Origin of the sequence: Parapedobacter sp. SGR-10 (genome assembly GCF_011030405.1) — a bacterium.
In the GTDB taxonomy this organism is placed as follows: domain Bacteria; phylum Bacteroidota; class Bacteroidia; order Sphingobacteriales; family Sphingobacteriaceae; genus Sphingobacterium.
Window position 1 is genome coordinate 1 of record NZ_JAAJTJ010000013.1, and the last position, 21,358, is coordinate 21,358.

Consider the following 21,358-nt stretch of genomic DNA (forward strand, 5'->3'; position numbering starts at 1 on the left):
TTTATAAATAACTATTTAACACGATTTGTGTCACGTGGATAAAAGTAGTCATTTACTTCAAATATAAAAACTAAACTTTTTCTCCAGACAACTATTTCTAAGACCACGGGTGATGCTATAAGGTTTAATCTCTTTCACAAAAAATACAGTCACAAAAAAAGAGCCTAGAAAAGGCTCTTTTTCAATATCTAACAAACTGATAACGGATTAAAACTTTATTTTACTGCGTCTACAACTGCTTTGAAAGCATCCGGATTGTTCATGGCCAAGTCAGCCAAAACCTTACGGTTCAGACCGATGCTCTTGGCGTTGAGCTTACCGATGAATTGTGAGTACGAGATACCGTGCTCACGCGCACCTGCATTGATACGTTGTATCCATAAAGCTCTAAACTCGCGTTTTTTGGTTTTACGGTCGCGGTATGCGTACTGTAAACCTTTTTCTACTGTATTTTTAGCAATAGTATATACTTTGCTACGTGAACCGAAATAGCCTTTGGCCATTTTCAAGATTCTTTTTCTTCTTCTTCTCGAAGCTACTGCGTTAACCGAACGTGGCATAATTTTAAAAATTTAGTTTGGTAAAAGGCGTTACGTTTTTCAGTAATCTTACGACCCAATACCCGGTTAAAAAATATTGTTAAATAAAAATAAATGAAAAGGACTATTTACCGATAGCCAACATGCGTTTTACATTACCCAAGTCGCCATCAGAAACGTAGCTTGTCTGTGTCAAACCACGCTTTTGCTTTGTCGTTTTCTTTGTCAAGATATGGCTTTTAAAAGCATTCTTTCTTGCAATCTTACCTGTTCCAGTCAATTTGAAACGTTTTTTCGCACTGGAATTGGTTTTCACTTTTGGCATAATACTAAATATTATATGTATATCAATTTGTTAGAATTCTTATCTTAGTTGTCAGTGGACAGTGTTCAGTTATCAGTCACACACTGACTACTTACGACTGATTACTGATCACTTAATCACTTCTTCGTTACCTTCGGAGCTAAAGTCAAAAACATACGCTTACCTTCCAATTTAGGCAGCAATTCCACCTTACCGTAATCTTCCAAGGCCTGGGCAAAACGTAACAATAAGATTTCCCCTTGTTCCTTAAATACAATCGCACGACCTTTGAAATGTACATATGCCCTCACCTTTTCCCCTGCTTCGAGGAAGCGTATAGCATGTTTCAGTTTGAAGTCAAAATCGTGCTCGCTCGTATTGGGACCGAAACGGATCTCTTTGATAACCGTCTGCTTCGCGTTGGCTTTGATCTCTTTTTGCTTTTTCTTTTGTTCGTAGACAAACTTGCTGTAATCGATGATCCGACACACCGGTGGAGCAGCATTTGGCGAAATTTCCACTAAATCCAGTTCCAACTCATCAGCCAATTCTAATGCCTTGCGGGTAGGATATACTCCCGGCTCAACATTATCACCCACTAAACGCACCTCTGGCACACGAATATGCTCATTGATACGGTGATCTGGTTCTTTCTTTCTCATCGGTGGTCTTGGACCACCAGGTCTTTTTAATGCCAAATGTTTAAATTTTTAAACGGTTATTTCTTTTATTACTAAATCCCTGAACTCTTCTTTTGTCATTGAGCCCAAGTCTACCGACCCGTGCTTACGGACAGAAACGGTACCGCTTTCTACCTCCTTTTCACCTACAATAAGCATGTAAGGGAGTTTCTTGACCTCGGCATCACGTATCTTACGTCCGACCTTTTCGTCGCGAAGATCGATTAGACCGCGAATATCGGAATTATTTAGCGATTCCAAAAGTTTTTGTGCATATTCTTCGTATTTTTCCGATACAGGCAAGATGATAAACTGCTCTGGCGCAAGCCATAACGGAAACTGTCCTCCGCAATGCTCGATCAATACTGCTACAAAACGCTCCAGGGATCCAAACGGTGCCCGATGTATCATGACAGGCCGATGTTTTTGATTGTCACTGCCTGTATATTCCAGTTCAAAACGCTCGGGCAGGTTGTAATCGACCTGAATGGTACCCAACTGCCATTTACGCCCCAAAGCATCCTTGACCATGAAATCCAATTTTGGACCATAGAAAGCCGCCTCGCCATATTCCACCACTGTAGGAAGCCCCTTTTCAGCCGCCGCTTCGACAATCGCGGCTTCGGCCAGAGCCCAGTTTTCGTCCGAACCGATATATTTTGTCTTGTTTTCGGGGTCGCGCAGGGATACCTGTGCAGTATAGTCCTCAAAACCCAATGCACCAAACACATAGAGCACCAGATCGATGACCTTTTTGAACTCGTCCTTGACCTGATCTGGACGACAGAACAGGTGGGCATCATCCTGTGTAAACCCTCTCACGCGTGTCAAACCATGCAATTCGCCAGATTGCTCATAGCGATAGACCGTACCGAACTCCGCAAAACGAACCGGAAGCTCTTTGTACGAACGTGGTTTTGTCTTGTATATCTCACAATGATGTGGACAGTTCATCGGCTTGAGGAAGAATTCCTCCCCTTCTACCGGTGTTTTGATCGGCTGAAAAGCATCTGCTCCATATTTCTCATAATGCCCCGAAGTGACATACAATTGTTTGTGACCAATATGTGGAGTTACTACAGGTTCATACCCCGCCTTAATCTGTGCACGCTGTAAGAAATCAATCAACTTTTGACGTAAAGCGGCTCCTTTGGGCAGCCACAAAGGCAAGCCCATCCCGACTTTCTCCGAAAAGGCAAATAGCTCCAATTCCTTTCCCAGCTTGCGGTGATCCCGTTTCTTTGCTTCCTCAATGAATTTCAAATAATCCGAAAGTTCCGAAGCCTTGGGAAAAGAGACGCCATAGATACGTGTCAACTGCTTGCGGCTCTCATCCCCACGCCAATATGCCCCCGCTACATTGGTCAGTTTTATCGCTTTGATAAAACTTGTATTCGGGATATGTGGTCCACGGCACAAGTCTGTAAAATCTCCCTGGGTATAGAATGTGATCTTGCCATCTTCCAGATCCTTGATCAGATCCAGCTTATATTCATCCCCTTTTTCTTCAAAATAAGCCAATGCATCTGTTTTGGAAACGGACTTTCGCTCAAAAATCTCTTTACGTTTCGCAAGTTCCAGCATCTTGTCTTCGATCTGCTTGAACTCATCGGACGAAAACTCACGGTCGCCGAAATCTACATCGTAATAAAATCCGGTCTCGATCGACGGACCGATACCAAATTTGATCCCCGGATACAGAGCCTCCAACGCCTCGGCCAATAAGTGTGCAGAGGAATGCCAAAAAGTAGACTTACCTTTGTCATCGTTCCAGGTCAGCAATTTGACCGTAACATCACCTTCAATGGCACGGGATGCGTCCCACACCTCGCCGTTTACTTCGGCGGCCAATACATTTCGAGCTAAACCTTCGGAGATTGACAAGGCTATCTGCATTGCAGTAGTGCCTTTTTCATACTGACGGACAGAACCATCAGGGAGTGTAATGTTAATCATCTACAATTATGATTTTTAATTTATGAAATAAATGGAGGACAAATCGGATACAGCATGTACAATTATACTGTTTTCCTACCCGACAAGGCCTATTCGTTAAAGATACAAAGGTACTTAATATTTGGGAGTTATAAAAAAGGTTTTTTGCAATGTAGGGGCGAAAAATGTTTCGCCCACATGATAGATTATTTGCCCCTACATCATTTTAACCGTACCTTTGCAAAAAAGGTCAACATGTCAAACAAAAACAAGCCTGTATCTTCACTGCACCCAAGAAATAAACATCAAGGCGGATACAATCTGCAACATCTCCGATCCGCACTACCCAATCTCGAATCTTTTGTCTTTGTCAATGACTATGGAAAAGAAACCATTGACTTTTCCGATCCAAAAGCTGTATTTGAACTAAACAAAGCTTTGTTATTGGACACCTACAAACTAAAATATTGGGATATTGCCAAAAACAGTCTTTGTCCGGCTATACCCGGCAGAGCCGACTATATACATTACTTGGCAGATCTGTTGGCAGAAGCCCATCAAGGGTCGATCCCTACCGGCAGCCAGGTCCATATCCTGGATATCGGAGCAGGATCCAGCCTGGTCTACCCGCTGATCGGGGCTCAAGAGTACGAATGGAACTTCACAGCCTCCGAGATCGACCGTACCTCTCTTCACTATGCCGAAGTCAATATCAATAAGAATCCTTGGTTAAAAAAGAAAATACAATTGCGCTTCCAAAACGACAAAAACAATATTTTGGAAGGAGTGATATACGAGAAAGATCAATTTGACGCAGTCATGTGCAACCCTCCATTCTTCAAATCCCGCGAGGACAATTGGAACAGCAGCACCAAGAAATTCAACAATCTCAACAAAAACAAGAATATACCTACGGTACAGAATTTCGGTGGTCATGCCAACGAGCTGTGGTGCAATGGAGGAGAAAAAGCCTTTATTACCCAACTTATCTACGACAGCCTCAAATATAAGGACCAGCTCAACTGGATCTCTTCACTGGTAGCCGACAAAGACCATCTCAAACCGCTATTGGCTGTATTGGAATACCACAAAGCGGCCGACATCCGGATCATCCAGACCAAGCAAGGCCAAAAGCTATCCCGTATATTAGCCTGGAAGTGGAAATAATTTAAAAATTACAACAAATTTTCATTAATAAAACAAATTATTACCTTTGTAACGTATACCAACCAAATAACAAAATGAAAAACAAAACATTATGCATTATTGCACTGGGAATTGCCCTGTGCACAATTCCTTTTGCCAAAGTTGGCGCACAGGAAAACCCTAATGTGGTCAAGCTGAACTTACTTCCTTTGACGACAGGAACAATTGCAGTAGAGTACGAACGCGCATTGACCGACAGGTTTACTGCCGGAGCTATGTTCAGTTTCCGTGGCGGCAACAGCAAGCTTCCTTTTTCTTCGACTATCAATTCTTTTGTCGATGATGAGGATGCAAAGAATATCCTGGAAAAGACGACACTTGGAGCTACTTCCTTTGCCGTCGAGGGACGTTATTACACAGGCAAAAAAGGAGCATTCAGAGGTTTTTACCTGGCACCTTACCTTAAATACGCCAATTATGCGGTAGGCACACCGATTCCGGTTGACATAGATCCCCCTACAGGCTCAGGATATGAAAAAATAGAAGAAGTGATGGCCAAAGGTAATCTTAGTGCCCTGACAGTAGGTCTGGGGGTCGGTGTACAGTTCAAGCTGGCAAAGAATGTTGCCCTCGACTGGCGCATTATAGGCCCCGGGTACGGTAGCGGTAGCGGAACGCTGAGCGGAACTCCAGATAGGGAGCTGACACCGGACGAACAACAGGAAATACGTGAGCAGATCGACGATCTTGACGAAATTCCATTCGTTAAAATCGTATCCAAAGACGTGGATGCAAACGGAATAAAATTCAAAACAAAAAGCCCTTGGGGCGGTATCCGTACAGCTTTGTCTATCGGATATAGATTCTAAGGCATTTTGCATCATTTTAATTGTAGAGACGCAATGCATTGCGTCTCTACGTGTTTATTATCGGATAATCTCCTCGATCTCCTTCATAATCTTTTGTGCAACTGCCTCCGCAGCTTCTTGTGTAGGTCCTTCCGAATAGATACGGATAATCGGTTCGGTATTTGACTTACGCAAATGCACCCATTCCTGCGCAAAGTCTATTTTCAGCCCATCAATGGTCGAATGGTCTTCATGTGCATATTTTTCCTGCATTCGGGCCAATAAATTGTCGATATCCAGATCCGGTGTCAACGTGATTTTATTTTTGGACATGTAATATTGGGGCAATCCAGCACGGTATTCGGAAACCTTTTTACCCAGCTTTGCCAAATGGCTCAAAAAGATAGCGACCCCCACCAGGGCATCCCTTCCATAATGTGAAGCCGGATAGATCACGCCCCCGTTTCCTTCGCCCCCGATTACTGCATCGACTTCCTTCATTTTTGTCACGACATTGACCTCACCCACTGCGGCAGCGTAATATTTGCCTCCATGCTGCTGCGTAATATCACGTAAGGCTCTTGTCGAGGACAAGTTGGAGACGGTATTGCCTTTCTGATATTGCAAAATATAATCGGCTACGGCCACCAGCGTATATTCTTCGCCAAACAACTCGCCGTTTTCCATCATAAACACCAACCTGTCCACATCCGGATCCACAGCTATACCCAAGTCCGCACTGTTTTTCAGTACGGCATCAGACAAGTCTGTCAAGTGTTCTTTTAAGGGCTCAGGATTGTGCGGAAACTGACCATTGGGTTCGCAATGTATCTTATAAATCGTTTGCACCCCTAAAGCCTCCAGAAGAGCAGGAATAAAGATACCCCCGGTACTGTTGACCGCATCCACGGCAATCTTAAAATCAGCCTTTCGGATAGCTTCCACATCCACATATTCCAAAGCCAATACAGCGTCTATATGCTTCTGCAGGTAGCTGCTGTCCGCAGTGACCCGTCCCAAATCCTGCACTTCGGCAAAATCAAAATCCAGGCTCTCACCCAAGGTCAATACTTCCTTGCCCTCTACATCTGAAATAAACTCGCCCTTGTCATTGAGGAGTTTGAGGGCATTCCATTGCCCCAGATTGTGTGACGCCGTCAGGATGATGCCGCCCGCAGCTTTCTCCAAAGGCACGGCAATCTCCACTGTCGGGGTAGTAGACAGTCCCAGATCGACAACATCAGCCCCTATGCTCTGCAACGTCCCTACGACCAAATGATTGACCATCTCTCCCGATTGACGGGCATCCCTGCCGACTATAATTTTTTTATTACCTGTCTTTTGGATCAGGATTTTGCCAAATGCAGCTGTAAACTTCACGATGTCTATCGGTGTGAGACCGTTTCCTGTTCTACCGCCTATCGTCCCCCGAATTCCAGAAATTGATTTTATTAGTGTCATTTTATAGATTAAAAGTAAAAGCGTATTCTTAGCCTGTATCCATCTCAAATCAAACTAAGACGTAAAAATAAATTATTTCAACAGAATAGCCAACCTTAGTTGACAAGTATTTCATGACACACATTAAATTTTGCACCTATTCGAGTAGAGAGGCAATTAATCGCGTCTCTACATCGCCAAGATTATGCAGTATTGCCTTTTATTGTAATCGATAAAAATAAACTATTTCAAATTAATCATCAACTATACTCGATAAGTATCACAGAAAAAAGCTACCTTTGTTGCAACATTGTGTATTTTGATACAATAAAGAGATTTTTCATATTTTTGTATTTTTACTTTTGACTTTGCAAGCATGTTGCAAGAAATAATACATATCGACAAAGAGCTTTTTCTATTGATTAATGAAGGTCTAGGATCTTCCTTCCTGGATTGGTTACTGCCTATCCTGCGCAATCCGTTTACCTGGGCACCGTTATATCTCTTTCTGGTTATCTTTTTTATCAAGCATTACGGAAAGATGGGAATCATCATTGTCGTCTGTACCTTGGTCAACTTTGGCATATCCGACGCGGTATCTTCCCATATCATCAAAAATACGGTCAAACGCGTACGTCCATGCAACGATGTTGAACTAAAAAATGATGTCACATTACGTGCACGCTGTGGCTCAGGCTATAGCTTCACCAGTTCGCACGCTACCAATCATTTTGCCATGGCTCTTTTTTTTATTGTTCTGTTCAGAAGAAAATGGAAGCATGTCCTGTGGTTAGCTATCCTCTGGGCCGCATCTATCGCTTTCTCACAGATCTATGTGGGCGTACATTATCCGCTCGATGTTGCATGTGGTGCCCTTTTGGGAACGCTGATCGGCCTGTCAAGCGGATGGGCTTTCAAACGTTTCTTTCCTCAATTCTTTGAAACACAACCTTCTGAAAACACCCTTATATGAATTCATTTCTTATTATTTTGATTTTATTCGGCTCTGCGCTGATAAGTGGCCTTGCTGTATTTTTTGTCAAGAGAGACAATACTTCTTTTCTCAAACTCATCCTCTCGTTCAGTGGGGCCTATCTTTTTGCAATTACCGTTTTGCACCTGATACCGCATGTGTATAATGGAGGTAGCACAAGCCCCGAAATCATCGGGCTATATATCTTAGGAGGTTTTATCTTTCAGTTGCTGTTGGAACAGTTTTCCCAAGGCATTGAACACGGGCATATCCATCACCACAATTACAGCAGTTTTCCTTTGGGCATTATGATCAGCCTGTGTCTGCATGCTTTTTTGGAAGGAATGCCTTTAGTGGCTGGACATCAGACACAATTGGTCTTTGGCATAGCCGTACACCATATTCCGGCAGCCTTTGCTTTGGGTAGCTTGTTGATCAGTACCTCCTTGAAAAAACAAAATATCATTCTGATGCTGGTTATTTTTGCCGCCATGACTCCACTGGGCTTCATGACGAGCAATGTGCTCAGTCAAGGACAGATCGGCGATATCTCACAGCATTTTGACAAGATTATGGCTATCGTGATCGGTATATTCCTACATATCTCGACAACCATACTCTTTGAATCCGGCTCTGCTGATCACCACCATTTCAACAGGAAAAAAATGATTGCTGTATTTCTGGGCATAGCTGTATCCCTCACAAGCTTTTTGATGCCCCATGATCATGACCACGGACATTCGCATGACCACCATGAGCATCATCATGACCACGACCATGGGCATGACCACAAAGATCATAATCATTAAAAAAACAGATTTGTAGAGATGCAAAATTTTGCGTCTCTACTTTATCAAATCATCCAAAGCCTGCTCCACCCTTTCAAATCCAAACCCCTTTTTCACTTCAGCAAACATCCGTTCGATCTGATCATTGCAAAGGTTGCCTATACTACCTTCATGCGTATGGTGTACCTCCTTGGAGGGCTGAAAATTTCCATTCTCAATATCCAATCCGATCTGACGGTAAGCCTCCCGGAATGGAACGCCTTGCAAAACCGCATTATTGACGACTTCTACACTGAACAGGTAATCGTATTTAGGGTCATTTAAGATATCCTCCCTGATCGTGATATGCTCCAACATAAATGTAGCAATCTCCAGGCAATCGCTCAAAGACTGAAATGCCGGAAACAAATTCTCTTTCAGCAACTGCAAATCACGGTGGTACCCGATAGGCAGGTTTGTCGTCATCAAAGCGATTTCGTTGGGTAGAGCCTGTATCTTGTTGCACCGCGAACGAATAAGTTCGAACACATCCGGATTTTTCTTGTGCGGCATGATACTGGATCCTGTGGTCAGATGTGCCGGAAAGGAGATAAATCCAAAATTTTGGTTGATGAACAAAGTGACATCCATCGCAAACTTGGCCAATGTCGCCGCTATGGAGCTCATGGCTTGCGCCAGAATACGTTCGGTCTTACCCCGTCCCATTTGTGCATAGACCACATTATAATTGAGGTCTTCGAAACCCAATAGTTCTGTCGTCATCTTACGATTCAGCGGAAAGGAAGAACCGTATCCTGCGGCTGATCCCAATGGATTTTTGTTGCAAATATGCCATGCCGCTTTCAGTAGTTCCAGGTCATCCACCAAGCTCTCTGCATAAGCCCCAAACCAAAGTCCGAAAGAAGAAGGCATCGCAATCTGCAAATGCGTATAGCCCGGCATCAACACACGCTTATGCTGCTCGCTCAACCTGACCAATTGCCGAAACAGTCCTTCTGTATGTTGGAATAGACTTTGTATCTCCGACCTAAAATAAAGCTTCAGATCCACCAGCACCTGATCATTGCGGGATCTACCCGAATGGATTTTTTTACCGGCCTCTCCCACCCGTTGCGTCAGCATCATCTCCACTTGCGAATGCACATCTTCTACACTGTCTTCGATCTGAAAGTTGCCTTCCAGGATTTCACGGTAAATATTCTTAAGTTCTTGCTGCACCGATACCAGATCTTCATCCGTCATCAAGCCTATACTATTCAACATGCGCGTATGCGCCAACGAGCCCAACACATCTGCCGCCGCCAAATGCATATCCATTGCACGGTCATTGCCCACCGTAAAAGACTCCACAAAGGAATCTACATCTATATTTTTTTGCCAAATTTTCATTTCAGTGAATTAGGAGCACAAAAATACCATATTTTATTTACAAACTTTTTCTAAAGTTCGAAACCTCTTTGAAAGTGTCATAAAAAGAAGAAAACAAAACCATCACTCCATGTCTTGAAACCTATATTTTTTCACCACAAAACAGGATCTGATAAGTTCATTCCCTTTGTAAAATGACCTATTCACTCAGTCAAACACCCTTTTGACTCATTAGCCAACGATATCTTCCCATCAAACATTAATTTTAATCCATTGATCATCGTGGTCATCATAAAATATAATAGGCAGAATCATCATGAACAAACACACACACTTTTTATTTTTGACAATCGCCATTTGCACAGTGCTATATGGTTGCAAAAAAGACAAATTAGAGCAGCTTCATATGTATCAATTGTCGGACATATCGAATGCAGCCGTACAGAATGCCAGATGTGGAATAGATCTAGCCAATGGTAGGCTCTACGGCGTAGTAGAAGGACGTGATCATCAAAATGACATTGACATTGCATATGGCTACATGAGTTCGGAAGGTGTGGAGACCCGTTGCTTTTTAAGTCTTAGTTATGCCGGGTGTTTTTGCGGAGGATCTTCCTATTTTTCGTATGGTGACCAGACCGGAGGAGGAGGAAGACAAGGCTATGCATCCTATTCGATCTTGAATAACACCAAATTGGCAGCCGGCCAGCCAAATATCGATTTCGATGGTGTAGCCGAAGCAGGGACAAAAGCCGCGCTAGACGCGGTGTTCAACGAACATACTCAAAACTATACGAACGAGGTATTACTGGCAGACAAGCAGGATAATCTTGTGACCAGATTCGTATTATTCAAAACTGTAAAGGGAAAACGAGGTATCATCAGAGTGAAACCCTATACCAAAAACACGTCAGCGAACTATAATCTGCAGGAGAACAGAATCTCTATAGAGGTCATCGTAGAGAAATGACCTATCTTCAGATGATAGTAGTCGAAACATAAAGCATGCAAGGATAGTGTAAAGTCCCGACCGCTATGCGTCTAGAATTTTATCAATCAAAATTCCGTATCTTTAATCCATAAACAAAATAAGAAGAAATGAAAATAGAGATCTGGAGTGATATCATGTGTCCTTTTTGCTATATCGGCAAGCGTCATTTTGAAGCGGCATTGAAACAATTTGGCCATGATAAAGATATAGAGGTCATATGGAAAAGCTTTCAACTCGACCCGAATATACCTCAGAATGTGGAAAAGGGCTTGACCGCTACCGAATACCTCGCCCAGCGTAAAGGAATGGCTATAGAGCGTGTGCATGAGATGCATGCACATGTCACCCAGATGGCCTCGAATGCCGGACTGGAATATCGTCTGGATACGGCTGTAGTGTACAACTCGTTCAAAGCTCACCGTATCCTACAACTGGCAAAAACTAAAGGCCTAGGGGACACCGCCGAAGAAGCTTTCTTTTATGCACATTTCACACAAAACAAAGATCTGGGAGACGATACTGTATTGGTAGAGATCGGCAAGGAAATCGGGCTCAGCGAAGCTGAGGTAAACGATGCGCTGACCGATGACCAATACGCTCTATGGGTACGTCAGGATATCCAGGAAGCCCAGCAGATCGGTGTCACGGGAGTACCTTTTTTCGTCTTCAACCGCAAATATGCCGTCTCCGGCGCACAGCCGTCAGCTGTATTTTTAGAAACCCTTCAAAAATCCTTTGCCGAATGGCGTCAAGACAATCCGATCCCGCCCCTCGATGTCATCGAGGGAAATGTATGTACGCCCGACGGGGAGTGTGGGTGAGGGACTTCACTACCTTTTCTTAAAACAACTTCAACTGTGGATTGTCCAAAGACTGGATATCATTCTCATAAAAATTGGAGACTGTCACACCCAATAGCCTTACTTTTCTTTCGGTTGTATCCACCTTATCAAACAGCTCGTGCACAGCCTCATAAATATCTTCCACTCCACTAAGATAATACGAAGAAGTCTTACTACGTGTGATCTGGGTAAAGTCTGAGAATCTTATTTTGACAGTCACCGTACGGCCTTGCTTGGTCTTGTTCCCCAATCTCTTTTCCAATTTATAGCACAGTGCTTTCAATTCCTGTAACATATCCTCCCGTTCTTTGATATCGGTTTCGAATGTATCTTCGATACCAATAGATTTTGAAATCCGGTTGGGCTTCACGGGACGAAAATCCTCTCCCCTGACCATGTGATAGAAGAACTTTCCTGATTTGCCAAATTTTCGGATCAGCTCATGTTCGGCAAACTGTTTTAAGTCCTTTCCCACATGTATCCCCATGGCTTTCATCTTTTGGGCGGTCACCTTGCCCACACCAAAAAACCGGTCGATCGGCAATTGCTCCAAAAACGCAATAACCCTGGAAGGGCCAATAAATGTCAATCCATCCGGTTTTTGGTAGTCGGATGCGATCTTGGCAATGAATTTATTGACCGATACCCCTGCCGATGCCGTCAGTCTCAACTCCTCCTTAATGGCCGACTTGATCTGTTTGGCGATCTCAATGGCCGATCCCACCCCCAGCTTATCCTCCGTGACATCCAGATATGCTTCATCCAGAGACAAAGGTTCGATCAGATCGGTATACCGTCGAAAAATTGATCTGACTTTGTCCGAGACCTCCTTATACACATCAAAGCGTGGTCTGGTAAACAGTAGATGGGGACAGAGTTGCAATGCCTTGCGCGAAGGCATAGCAGATCGTACGCCAAACTTTCGCGCTTCATAACTTGCCGTAGCTACGACTCCTCGTCCATCTGGAGATCCACCGACTGCCAGTGCTTTTCCTCGTAATTCCGGAAAATCACGTTGCTCTACCGATGCATAAAATGCATCCATGTCGATATGGATTATTTTTCTACGGACTTCCATAACAGCCTTTCGCTTTTTTACAAAAGTAAATCTAAGGATTAAGATTCACCTTCTAACGAAAAACTGCTTTTAACAAAAAAAGAAATTAAAGTCCTTTTTTTCCCTGAAGCCAATAGCCGTGATGCTTCACCCGCGCATTGCTCTGCTTTTTTATTACTTTTCTAAAATTTTGTACAGATTTCACATTTCCGGTAAGGACATAATAAGCATCCGACCAATCTTCCGTTTTGAAAATAGTCAAATCCTTAATCCAATCCGGATTAAGAAACAGCCCTGTTTTTGGGAACACAATGCTATTTTTCAGTCCTAATAATCCGGGAACATGCTTATTTTCTTCGTCCAACTCAAGAATAAATTGATACGGCTTATTTTGTTCTTGCATAATTGGCAAAAAGGAGCAGGCCAATGCCAGTGAAGTTTCATCTCCAAAGAACACAATTTTTTCTGCCGATTTATCGTAATACTTTTGTTCCGTCCGTGGCTTGTTGAGGGTGATCTTATCACCTATTTTCAGATTGTCCATGAAGTCGCTACCACACCCATTGCCATGAATATGAGCAATTAATTTTAAGTTGTCTTTTTCTGTGTTTATCTCCGCAACAGTATATCTTCTGGCATCGGTATCCGATACACGTATATCAAAAAAAGCACCTACAGAAAACTGTAATTTTTCAAAATAACCTTGCAGGCTAATCCTCTTTACGGATGGCGACAAAGATTCTATCTTACTTACTTCTACTTGAGGAATTTGAGACACGAAGAAATCCAGTGTATCAAAAAACCATTTGGGAGCGCTCGGCATATCTAATGTTTTTGTTGAACCACAAAGAAAGCCATCAGCCAATGAGGAAAAAAGGGTAAATAAATGTAATAATTGGATTAAACGTGGTTTTTTGTACGAAACAACCTAGCATTCATACCGCATACCTTGGCAAACAAACGAGAAAAATAGGGATAATCTTCATAACCCAATTCCAAAGCTATTTCTTTAACCGATTTGTCAGAGTGATAAAGCAATCGTTTCGCTTCCAAAACAACACGTTGCTGTATATGATACGAAACAGAAAAACCTGTTACATTTTTTACGCATTCATTGAGATAGGAAACAGAAATATTAAGCTGGGCAGCATACTCGCCAGGGCGTTTGAGGATATGAAATCTTTGTTCCAATAAAAGCAAAAAGGCTTTATTGATCCGCTCAAATCGCGAAAGTGATTCGGCTGCTTTGATTTGTTTCAAATACAAAGAAATAAGTAAAGCAATCAAAGCATTACTACTGTCCTTCAGCAACGAAAAATACAGCTTATCTTTAGTTCTTCCATAGAATTCTTCACACAGACTATAGCTTTTTTGAACAATATCAAGATCCTCTGAATCAATGCATAAGGGCTTCAAAGGCGTGATGCTCTGCAGAATATTTAGATAGTTCGCATGGATATTTTCGTTGGTGATGATCAACATATAGATTTCTACATGCTCTACTTTCAATGCCCGATGTACTTGAATGGGTGATTGATAAACGATCGTTGGCTTATCGATCAGATATTGTTCAAAATCTATTTCAGTGAGTGTAGTTCCCTTTTTCTGTAAAACAAAAAAGTGATAATCATGTCGGTGGGCCTGCATGGTTTCTTCATTCTCCAAAAAAGATTCTGATGAAACTTTTGCAACAGCAATGCCATTACCAAATTCTTTAGGCAAAGTCCTGACAGGAATATCCTTTCTATGTTGCATTATTTACTTTTTAATAAGTCGTACACGTTCCTTGTGACTATCTACAATTTCTAATATGATTTCGAAGTAAGTTTTTCCATTTTCGTGTATTAATTCTTTAATTTTTCCTTTGATGAATTCTTGATTGTACGGACTTCCTTCAAACAGTTTTGATTCATAATAGGCTTTTGTTGTTTCCATTCCCAAAAACTGTTCCGATATAGCGACGTCATTCCACACAATCTCCAGTTGCTCACAGCTCTTCCATTTCCCAAAGCCACCATATAGTAAATCGTCAAAAGCATCCAAACTTTCGCCCAGTTTCCAATCTTCTTCCTCCATCAATTGTTGATTAAGTTGTTTGTAAAACGAAGCGATATCCGTGATTTTACGACCCTGCAAATAAATTCGGCAGGTTGTATTTTCATTTTTGGAATTCATTTTTTGTCACATTGAAAACTATCAACCAAACATATACATTTGACTTTATCTGAAATCAGTTCAATATTTGAGACAGCACATTTTGGACACCGATAGGGCCATCAATACATTCTCCGGTATCCACAAATCCAGCTTTCAAATACGTATGATAGGCATTTATATTTTTTGAATTGACAGAAAGTACAATTTCATTAACGTCTGTAAAATTATTTTGTACATAGTGAGATACTGCCATCATTGCCTGTTTTCCAATGCCTTTTCCCTGATATATCGGATTAATGGAAAACGAGCGTATCACAATTGCGTATTGGTTATCTGTCAACACAAACTTATCATTGCCTTGGTCAAGAATAAAAAAACCAACAATTGAATGATGAAAACGGATAGTAAGCAATGTTTTGTAGGCATTGTTTAGCACGCCCGATGCCAAACAGTCCGAAATATGGGATGTAAACATTGCCTGCCCATCCGGCAACCTGTACTCCAATGCGCTGTAATCGATGTCTTTGTATACGTCTATTTGAATCATCTTACTCCAGTGTCAGACTCCGAAGGCTTTAGCCCAAACCGACCGCCTGCTTGGGCTAAAGTCCGAAACTATTCACGACAATAATATCCGAGCTTACTCAGCTAGGTAAAGCTAGTCAATTTTGTTGGAAAAATTCTCACGTGATATTTTCTTGGGGATGGTTTGTTGATATAAGACTGAGGTATTCTTTAGACAACTTTTGTTCCGCTTTAAGGCCTCCTTTTACTACTTCCGGTTGTTGCTTGCGGTGTTTCGGTTATAGCAATATCATTATGTAGAACGATGTCCCCCTCTCGAGGGGGTAAGGGGGAGGTTGTTTATCTATGGTTTTGATTGATGAGTCTCTATATAATGGATTAATGTGCGCTCTACGTTTGCTATATCCTGTAGTACTTCCTTGTCATCAAAACGTATAATTGTGAAGCCCATCTCTTGTAAAACTTGCTCACGTGCTCGGTCTTTCCTATAAACTTCTTCGAATTGATGTGTAAGTCCATCAACTTCAATGATTAACATCAGTTCTTTGCATAGAAAATCAGCAATATAATTACCTATTGGTCTCTGTCTATTGAAACGATATCCCATCAGTCGACGACCACTTAATAAATATTTCCATATACAAGCTTCCGCTTTGGTCATGTCTCTACGGTTGCGAGTGGCAAATGTTCTTAATGTAGGATTATAGTTCCAATGATTAGAGTTATTGGCTTTTTCCATATTACTATATTTTTACCAAACTTAGATAAAGTTGCTTTTATATGCAATTATAATCACGTTCAATAAAAAAGCAACTTTATAGATCTCTCCTCTGCCGCTGAGAGACGACTTTTACAGAGGAAATGTTTTCCTCCCCCTTTCCCCCTCCAAAGGGGGACACATAAACGTGCTACCTTTCTCAAGCCGATACACAGCCTGCGTGTGTACACACAATAGGAGAAATCGGCATCGACCGCTTATAAAACTGTATAATTTATTCCTCCCTTTTTTACCCCCTCTTATAATTGTCACTTGAAATCCAAAAAAAAATCTTATCTTCAAGCCGCTAACCAATTTCTTGAAGTATATGGTCATCGAGTATACTATACCTCATAGACTAGAGCAGCTTCCTGTGAGGGAGCATATCATACCAAAAGGACGATATTTTAATTTTCTACAAAAGGAACACATCCATATCGGCACAGAACATCTATATATAGCCAGCCGCAAGGTAGACGGGCAGATATTCGTAGAGATCAAATGCGCTTTGGACAAAAATTGGCGTATACACCTTCGCCAAGCACCCACCACATTCTGGATGGCTTTTCAGTTTTTCGGCAGTTCCTCTCCAGCTCCATCGGAAAATCCCGCACTAGGCCACCAGCAATACCTGGGATTTTTCAGTGAAAATGAGGATATGTGCTATCACTTCAACGCAGGCAAAGTATGGATGGTATTGATAGGCGTTGAACTGGAAAACCCCATGCAGCTGAGCGAGGAGTGGCACACGCTGGTCTACCCGGATAACAATAGTCTCCACCTGCTTCCAACAGTAAATATAGCCTTTCGAAACAGAAAGATACTGGAGCAGATCCAACGCATCAAGGACACTCCCGTTTCGCTACGCTACCAATTGCACTACCAGACCATCCAACTGATCGAAACCTATCATGGAGACCTCTTGCAATACCAAAAATCAGCAAAAAAAGAAGATATTTCACTTTTTCACCAGGCAAAAGCATACATCGTCGCCCATTATATGGATGAGAATATAGATATTCGGCTGATGGCACAGGAATTGCTGACCAGCGAACGTACCTTATACAGGATCTTTCAGGAAAACGGACTGACCGTCAACTCGGCCATACAGGCTATACGCATACACAAGGGAAGGGAAATGCTCCGCCAAACCGACGAATCGGTGGATATGATCGCCTTTCACCTGCAATTTTCGACAGCCAAGTACTTCATCCGCCAATACGTCAAATATTTCGGGCATACCCCTGCTATGGAAAGGAAAATGGTCGCCCGACGACAGCTGGAAGACTATGTAAAAGAGGATTAGGATCAATGTTGTTAAACATCGGTGATCCTAGCACACTATCACGAGTTCAACAGGCTATTTCCGGGATAGACATCCTTCAATCGTAAGTTTACTTCGTCTAGATCGAAACCATACTCTTCGTCGTAGCTCTTTACTCCGGACAGCCCCGCCCATTCTAACAGATCCTTGTCGTCCGGGCTTTTCCTTTTCTTTTCCAGAACATCCAGCAAATGATAAAATCCCGGGATACCCCCACAGTCTTCGATGGGGGCGGCTTGTTGACCTTTGATACATACAGGGACCAATACCTCTGTATCGGGCTTCTTCAACACAGTGATGATATGCAGCCAGTCATCCCCTAGATCGTAGATGTAATTCATCTTCTTCTGCCTCCCGTTGAAATAATCGGACAAATAAGTCTCGGCAGCATTGTATTTTCTGAACGTGCTTCCGAAGAAAGCATCAAATTGATCATCCTCCTCATCGATATAAGTAATTGAATCGCTGGCATAAGGTGCACCGATATTAAACTGGTATAAATGACTGTTGTCCCAGTTCATCACACACTGTATCACGAAATGCAGCTGATCAAAGGTGAACCTCTCCGGCACTATCACCGTCCTGTAAATCTTCGGATCCGTGTAGCATAGTTCTATTTTGAGTTTGTGAGCCATATCGTTCGCATTTTTATTTTTCGCAAATGTAGCAAACCGATTTTGAACGAAAAATTGGAAATGAACAAATTTCAACTTTCTGCTTTTCGTCGTCTTAGAGCCTGATCGAATCGCTGGCGTAAGGTGTGGATTAATGCTTGCCTTACGGTAGACCAAACTGGAATGAGCAGTGGCACTACCTTATAGATGAAGTGATTTAAATATTGTTTGACAAGAGATAAGTTGCCCAAAAGCTGTAACTTAGATTTACGGCACTAAAAAATACAGACAGATGACCTGCAAGAAAGTATACACATCTTTATGATGTTTTATTCTTTTGGCGTTACAAACGCCATTCTCAAGCATCCCGATTATAAACCGAACGAAGTGAGTTCATGAATGCCTTTGAAAACAAACATTATCATTCATAATCGGGACGATTAAAAATAGAAAAGTAGTCGTCCTCGTTTGCAACGAGGATGTAACGAAAACTGCGATTTCATCGCATCTATTTGAACAACAGTTGTGTACATATTTATGTACACACGATAGGGTATGGTTTGGTACTGTCGACACTGCTTACTAAATTTAATTTACTAAGAGAAAAATTATACTGTATTTATTATTGGCTGTTTTTTCCGGCCAGGTGCATGGGCAATCTTCGCGCCCCGTATTGGACATTATGTTGACCAATTATGCTTATCCGTTCGAGGTAAATTATCTGGAATTTGTAAGTCAGGGACAACAGCTCAAAATGGCTTATATGGACGTGCGACCACAGCAACCTAATGGCCGGGCCGTGATGTTGCTCCATGGGAAAAATTTTAATGGAGCCTATTGGAAAACAACCATCGACGCCTTAACGGCCGAAGGCTACCGGGTGATAGTTCCCGATCAGATCGGTTTTGGAAAATCATCCAAGCCGGTAGGTTTCCAGTTTACCTTTCAACAACTTGCATTGAATACCAAGGCAATAATGGATACGCTCCATCTCGACAAAATATGTTTGTTGGGACATTCTATGGGCGGCATGTTGGCGACACGGTTTGCCTTGATGTTCCCGGAAAGGGTGGAGAAACTGATCCTCGAAAATCCAATTGGATTGGAGGATTGGAAGCTGTACGCACCATACACTAATATCGATGTGCACTATCAAAATGAATTAAAAGCCAATTACGAAACAATAAAGAAATATCAGTTGGATTTTTATTACGACAATAAATGGAAGCCTGAGTACGATGAATGGGTGTATCTGCTGACAGGCTGGGTCAGACACCCGGATTATCCGATCGTCGCTAGAGTGAATGCCCGGACGTCGGATATGATCTTTACCCAACCAGTTGTCTACGAATTTCAAAACCTTTCTGTTCCGACATTGTTGATCATAGGGACGAGAGACCGTACGGCTATTGGCAAAAACAATGTCAAAGATCCGGCCGTCGCGGCTAAGATGGGGCAATACCAGCTCTTGGGCAAGTCAACTCAGCAGAAGATTAAAGGATCGGAACTGGTCGAGTTGGACGATGTGGGGCACTTGCCGCATATAGAGGTATTTGATCGGTTTATAGCTCCGTTAAAGACGTTTTTAAGAAAATAAGGGAAGGTAAGCTTTTTATGAAATCCACCGGCAAGCTTAAAAGCATGCTCTGAAGGGGCCATGAACTTTAATATAAATTCCGCTTTAGTTCATGAAAAAAAACAGTTTTATTCAAAAAGTTAAGCATTCGCGTGCCGCGTGTGCCTTTATTATCTACTAATCTAAAAATCTAATGTATTAAAGTTAGCGAATGAGGGCGTCCCCTATGTTTGTATCAAGCAAATGTAGGAGACACTTTCGGGAGCAGAAGCTGTTTACTTGCGGAAGTAGGGCATATGAAGTAATTTTACAATAGCAATCATATACAATAGTTAGTTAATATTTAAGCGGCCATAGTGCCGTACAGTAATAGTTCATTGACATGTTTCTGATTTTTTCGCAAGTGTGGGTCTATCCCAAAGGTTGAAAAAAATCTATCCATCAGTAAAGCGTTGTGGTTCATGGTCTTTATATCGGCCATCGAGAACGAGGCGCGCTGCTCCCTGGGTATGCTTATCCAGTGTGCGGCCTTGGCGACATTCGTTGCGGTCAGTGCCAGGTTGAAGTGGAAGTTCAGTTTGTTCTCGCTCCTTGCCTGGCAGTTCTCCAGTCCGGTAAACTGTTTTGCGTCGCGGTAGAGGAATTCGATCTGGAAGCGTAGCCTATAGTATCGGACGATGGTGGCCGCTTCCATCTGGGTATCGGTTGAGAAGTACAGTTTGTGGGTCTTCCCGGACGGCACCCTTACCATGCGGACGTTCCGCTTGAGCGATACGGCATGGACTATGGCCGTTGTAGCTTTGACCCCGTCCTCCAGTTCCACCTCATGGAAATATCCGGCCTTGATGTCCCTGTGGTCGACCTTGCCGTCGTACACCCTGGGCCTTCCGCGGCCGGGCTTTCGCAGTCCGGTGTAGAGGTACTTCAGGTTGGCGTCATCGCGCATCCTGCCCACGAACTGGAAACCGGCCCCGCAGACCGCATCGATGAACGATTTCTTGGTAAACCATGCGTCTGCGACGGCGATGCGGGACAGTTCCAGAAGTTGCTTACCGTGGCCGGAGAACGAGTCCGCGTAGATCTCGGCAAGCGATTTATCCAGATGGTTGCAGGGCAGCGTCTGGCAGGCATCCAGGTGGAATCCCGTATGGTTGTCCACGTCGATCGCCGCTATGCCCAGCATCTCCAGCCCGAGTTTGGTGCGTGCTGCCTGGCCAGACCAGAAATAGCCGATACCGGGTGTCTTCTTTCCCGATTTGGAGATGAAACTGGGGTCAAGGGCGATGATATAATGGCCGCTGCCGTGCTGCCGAACCAATCCGCTGTTGAAACCCATGAAATCAAATGGCTTTCCGAATTGGATACGGTAGCGCTGTTCGCTATATTTGCCGTACCGTTCCAGCTGCTGGAAATTGATCCTGCCCTTTATCGAAAGGAACAGGGTCACGGCCTCGACCATGAAACGATACTGAAAATCAAGGGTTTGTTATAATT

General features: G+C 42.8%; 22 protein-coding genes. 8 read left to right on the top strand and 14 right to left on the bottom strand.

The window, feature by feature from the left end; translation table 11 throughout:
- Positions 1 to 215: 215 nt before the first annotated feature.
- The 4 genes from rplT to thrS all read right to left on the bottom strand — a co-directional run bounded on the left by rplT (position 216) and on the right by thrS (position 3,479).
- Positions 216 to 560 carry a 50S ribosomal protein L20 gene (gene rplT, locus G5B00_RS10525; protein ID WP_163874692.1) on the bottom strand — a complete coding sequence of 115 codons (345 nt, stop codon included), beginning with the start codon at positions 558 to 560 and terminating at the stop codon, positions 216 to 218.
- A gap of 103 nt (positions 561 to 663) precedes the next feature.
- Positions 664 to 864: a 50S ribosomal protein L35 gene (rpmI, locus tag G5B00_RS10530; protein WP_163874694.1), complete on the bottom strand. Its 201-nt coding sequence runs from the start codon at positions 862 to 864 to the stop codon at positions 664 to 666.
- 116 nt (positions 865 to 980) lie between these two features.
- A complete protein-coding gene (infC, locus tag G5B00_RS10535; RefSeq protein WP_163874697.1) occupies positions 981 to 1,541 on the bottom strand; it encodes a translation initiation factor IF-3 in 561 nt (186 codons plus the stop codon).
- Positions 1,542 to 1,553: 12 nt separating this feature from the next.
- Positions 1,554 to 3,479 carry a threonine--tRNA ligase gene (thrS, locus tag G5B00_RS10540; protein ID WP_163874700.1) on the bottom strand — a complete coding sequence of 642 codons (1,926 nt, stop codon included), beginning with the start codon at positions 3,477 to 3,479 and terminating at the stop codon, positions 1,554 to 1,556.
- Positions 3,480 to 3,713: 234 nt separating this feature from the next.
- Between thrS and rlmF the strand changes: the two genes are divergently transcribed.
- Together rlmF and G5B00_RS10550 are read left to right on the top strand one after the other, a co-directional pair.
- Positions 3,714 to 4,625, top strand: a complete 912-nt coding sequence (rlmF, locus tag G5B00_RS10545; protein WP_163874703.1) for a 23S rRNA (adenine(1618)-N(6))-methyltransferase RlmF — start codon at positions 3,714 to 3,716, stop codon at positions 4,623 to 4,625.
- A 74-nt stretch (positions 4,626 to 4,699) separates the two neighbouring features.
- Positions 4,700 to 5,473, top strand: a complete 774-nt coding sequence (locus G5B00_RS10550) for a DUF3575 domain-containing protein (RefSeq protein ID WP_163874706.1) — start codon at positions 4,700 to 4,702, stop codon at positions 5,471 to 5,473.
- A gap of 57 nt (positions 5,474 to 5,530) precedes the next feature.
- Here the strand turns inward: G5B00_RS10550 and glmM are convergent, their stop codons facing one another.
- Positions 5,531 to 6,913, bottom strand: a complete 1,383-nt coding sequence (glmM, locus tag G5B00_RS10555; protein WP_163874709.1) for a phosphoglucosamine mutase — start codon at positions 6,911 to 6,913, stop codon at positions 5,531 to 5,533.
- A 355-nt stretch (positions 6,914 to 7,268) separates the two neighbouring features.
- Here glmM and G5B00_RS10560 point away from each other — a divergent pair, with 355 nt between their 5' ends.
- Complete coding sequence (locus G5B00_RS10560) at positions 7,269 to 7,865, top strand: phosphatase PAP2 family protein (RefSeq protein WP_163874713.1); 597 nt, start codon at positions 7,269 to 7,271, stop codon at positions 7,863 to 7,865.
- Positions 7,862 to 8,674: a ZIP family metal transporter gene (locus tag G5B00_RS10565; RefSeq protein ID WP_163874716.1), complete on the top strand. Its 813-nt coding sequence runs from the start codon at positions 7,862 to 7,864 to the stop codon at positions 8,672 to 8,674. The genes G5B00_RS10560 and G5B00_RS10565 overlap by 4 nt, the downstream gene beginning before the upstream one ends.
- Positions 8,675 to 8,710: 36 nt before the next feature.
- Here G5B00_RS10565 and argH read toward each other — a convergent pair whose 3' ends face one another.
- Entirely contained in the window at positions 8,711 to 10,042 is a 1,332-nt protein-coding gene (argH, locus tag G5B00_RS10570; protein WP_163874719.1) for an argininosuccinate lyase, read from the bottom strand.
- Positions 10,043 to 10,427: 385 nt separating this feature from the next.
- On the opposite strand from argH, the gene G5B00_RS10575 reads away from it, so the two are divergent.
- Positions 10,428 to 10,991, top strand: coding sequence for a hypothetical protein (locus G5B00_RS10575; protein ID WP_163874722.1), 564 nt, complete (start codon positions 10,428 to 10,430; stop codon positions 10,989 to 10,991).
- Between the two features lie 128 nt (positions 10,992 to 11,119).
- A complete protein-coding gene (locus G5B00_RS10580; protein WP_163874725.1) occupies positions 11,120 to 11,833 on the top strand; it encodes a DsbA family oxidoreductase in 714 nt (237 codons plus the stop codon).
- A gap of 19 nt (positions 11,834 to 11,852) precedes the next feature.
- On the opposite strand, the gene dinB is transcribed toward G5B00_RS10580, so the two are convergent.
- The 6 genes from dinB to G5B00_RS10610 all read right to left on the bottom strand — a co-directional run bounded on the left by dinB (position 11,853) and on the right by G5B00_RS10610 (position 16,332).
- Positions 11,853 to 12,932, bottom strand: a complete 1,080-nt coding sequence (gene dinB, locus G5B00_RS10585; protein ID WP_163874728.1) for a DNA polymerase IV — start codon at positions 12,930 to 12,932, stop codon at positions 11,853 to 11,855.
- An 85-nt stretch (positions 12,933 to 13,017) separates the two neighbouring features.
- Positions 13,018 to 13,776, bottom strand: a complete 759-nt coding sequence (locus G5B00_RS10590; RefSeq protein ID WP_240894458.1) for an FAD-binding oxidoreductase — start codon at positions 13,774 to 13,776, stop codon at positions 13,018 to 13,020.
- A 35-nt stretch (positions 13,777 to 13,811) separates the two neighbouring features.
- Positions 13,812 to 14,633 (bottom strand): helix-turn-helix domain-containing protein, encoded by an 822-nt coding sequence (locus G5B00_RS10595; RefSeq protein WP_240894459.1) that lies wholly within the window; start codon positions 14,631 to 14,633, stop codon positions 13,812 to 13,814.
- Positions 14,634 to 14,669: 36 nt separating this feature from the next.
- Entirely contained in the window at positions 14,670 to 15,086 is a 417-nt protein-coding gene (locus G5B00_RS10600) for a barstar family protein (protein ID WP_163874734.1), read from the bottom strand.
- 55 nt (positions 15,087 to 15,141) lie between these two features.
- Positions 15,142 to 15,615 (bottom strand): GNAT family N-acetyltransferase, encoded by a 474-nt coding sequence (locus tag G5B00_RS10605; protein WP_163874737.1) that lies wholly within the window; start codon positions 15,613 to 15,615, stop codon positions 15,142 to 15,144.
- 321 nt (positions 15,616 to 15,936) lie between these two features.
- Positions 15,937 to 16,332 (bottom strand): endonuclease domain-containing protein, encoded by a 396-nt coding sequence (locus tag G5B00_RS10610; RefSeq protein WP_163874740.1) that lies wholly within the window; start codon positions 16,330 to 16,332, stop codon positions 15,937 to 15,939.
- Positions 16,333 to 16,678: 346 nt separating this feature from the next.
- Between G5B00_RS10610 and G5B00_RS10615 the strand changes: the two genes are divergently transcribed.
- Positions 16,679 to 17,656, top strand: coding sequence for a helix-turn-helix domain-containing protein (locus tag G5B00_RS10615; RefSeq protein WP_163874743.1), 978 nt, complete (start codon positions 16,679 to 16,681; stop codon positions 17,654 to 17,656).
- A 38-nt stretch (positions 17,657 to 17,694) separates the two neighbouring features.
- Here the strand turns inward: G5B00_RS10615 and G5B00_RS10620 are convergent, their stop codons facing one another.
- A complete protein-coding gene (locus tag G5B00_RS10620; protein ID WP_163874745.1) occupies positions 17,695 to 18,309 on the bottom strand; it encodes a plasmid pRiA4b ORF-3 family protein in 615 nt (204 codons plus the stop codon).
- A 604-nt stretch (positions 18,310 to 18,913) separates the two neighbouring features.
- On the opposite strand from G5B00_RS10620, the gene G5B00_RS10625 reads away from it, so the two are divergent.
- Positions 18,914 to 19,885, top strand: a complete 972-nt coding sequence (locus tag G5B00_RS10625) for an alpha/beta fold hydrolase (protein ID WP_240894460.1) — start codon at positions 18,914 to 18,916, stop codon at positions 19,883 to 19,885.
- A gap of 322 nt (positions 19,886 to 20,207) precedes the next feature.
- Here G5B00_RS10625 and G5B00_RS10630 read toward each other — a convergent pair whose 3' ends face one another.
- A complete protein-coding gene (locus G5B00_RS10630; protein ID WP_163874748.1) occupies positions 20,208 to 21,323 on the bottom strand; it encodes a transposase in 1,116 nt (371 codons plus the stop codon).
- Between the last annotated feature and the right edge of the window lie 35 nt (positions 21,324 to 21,358).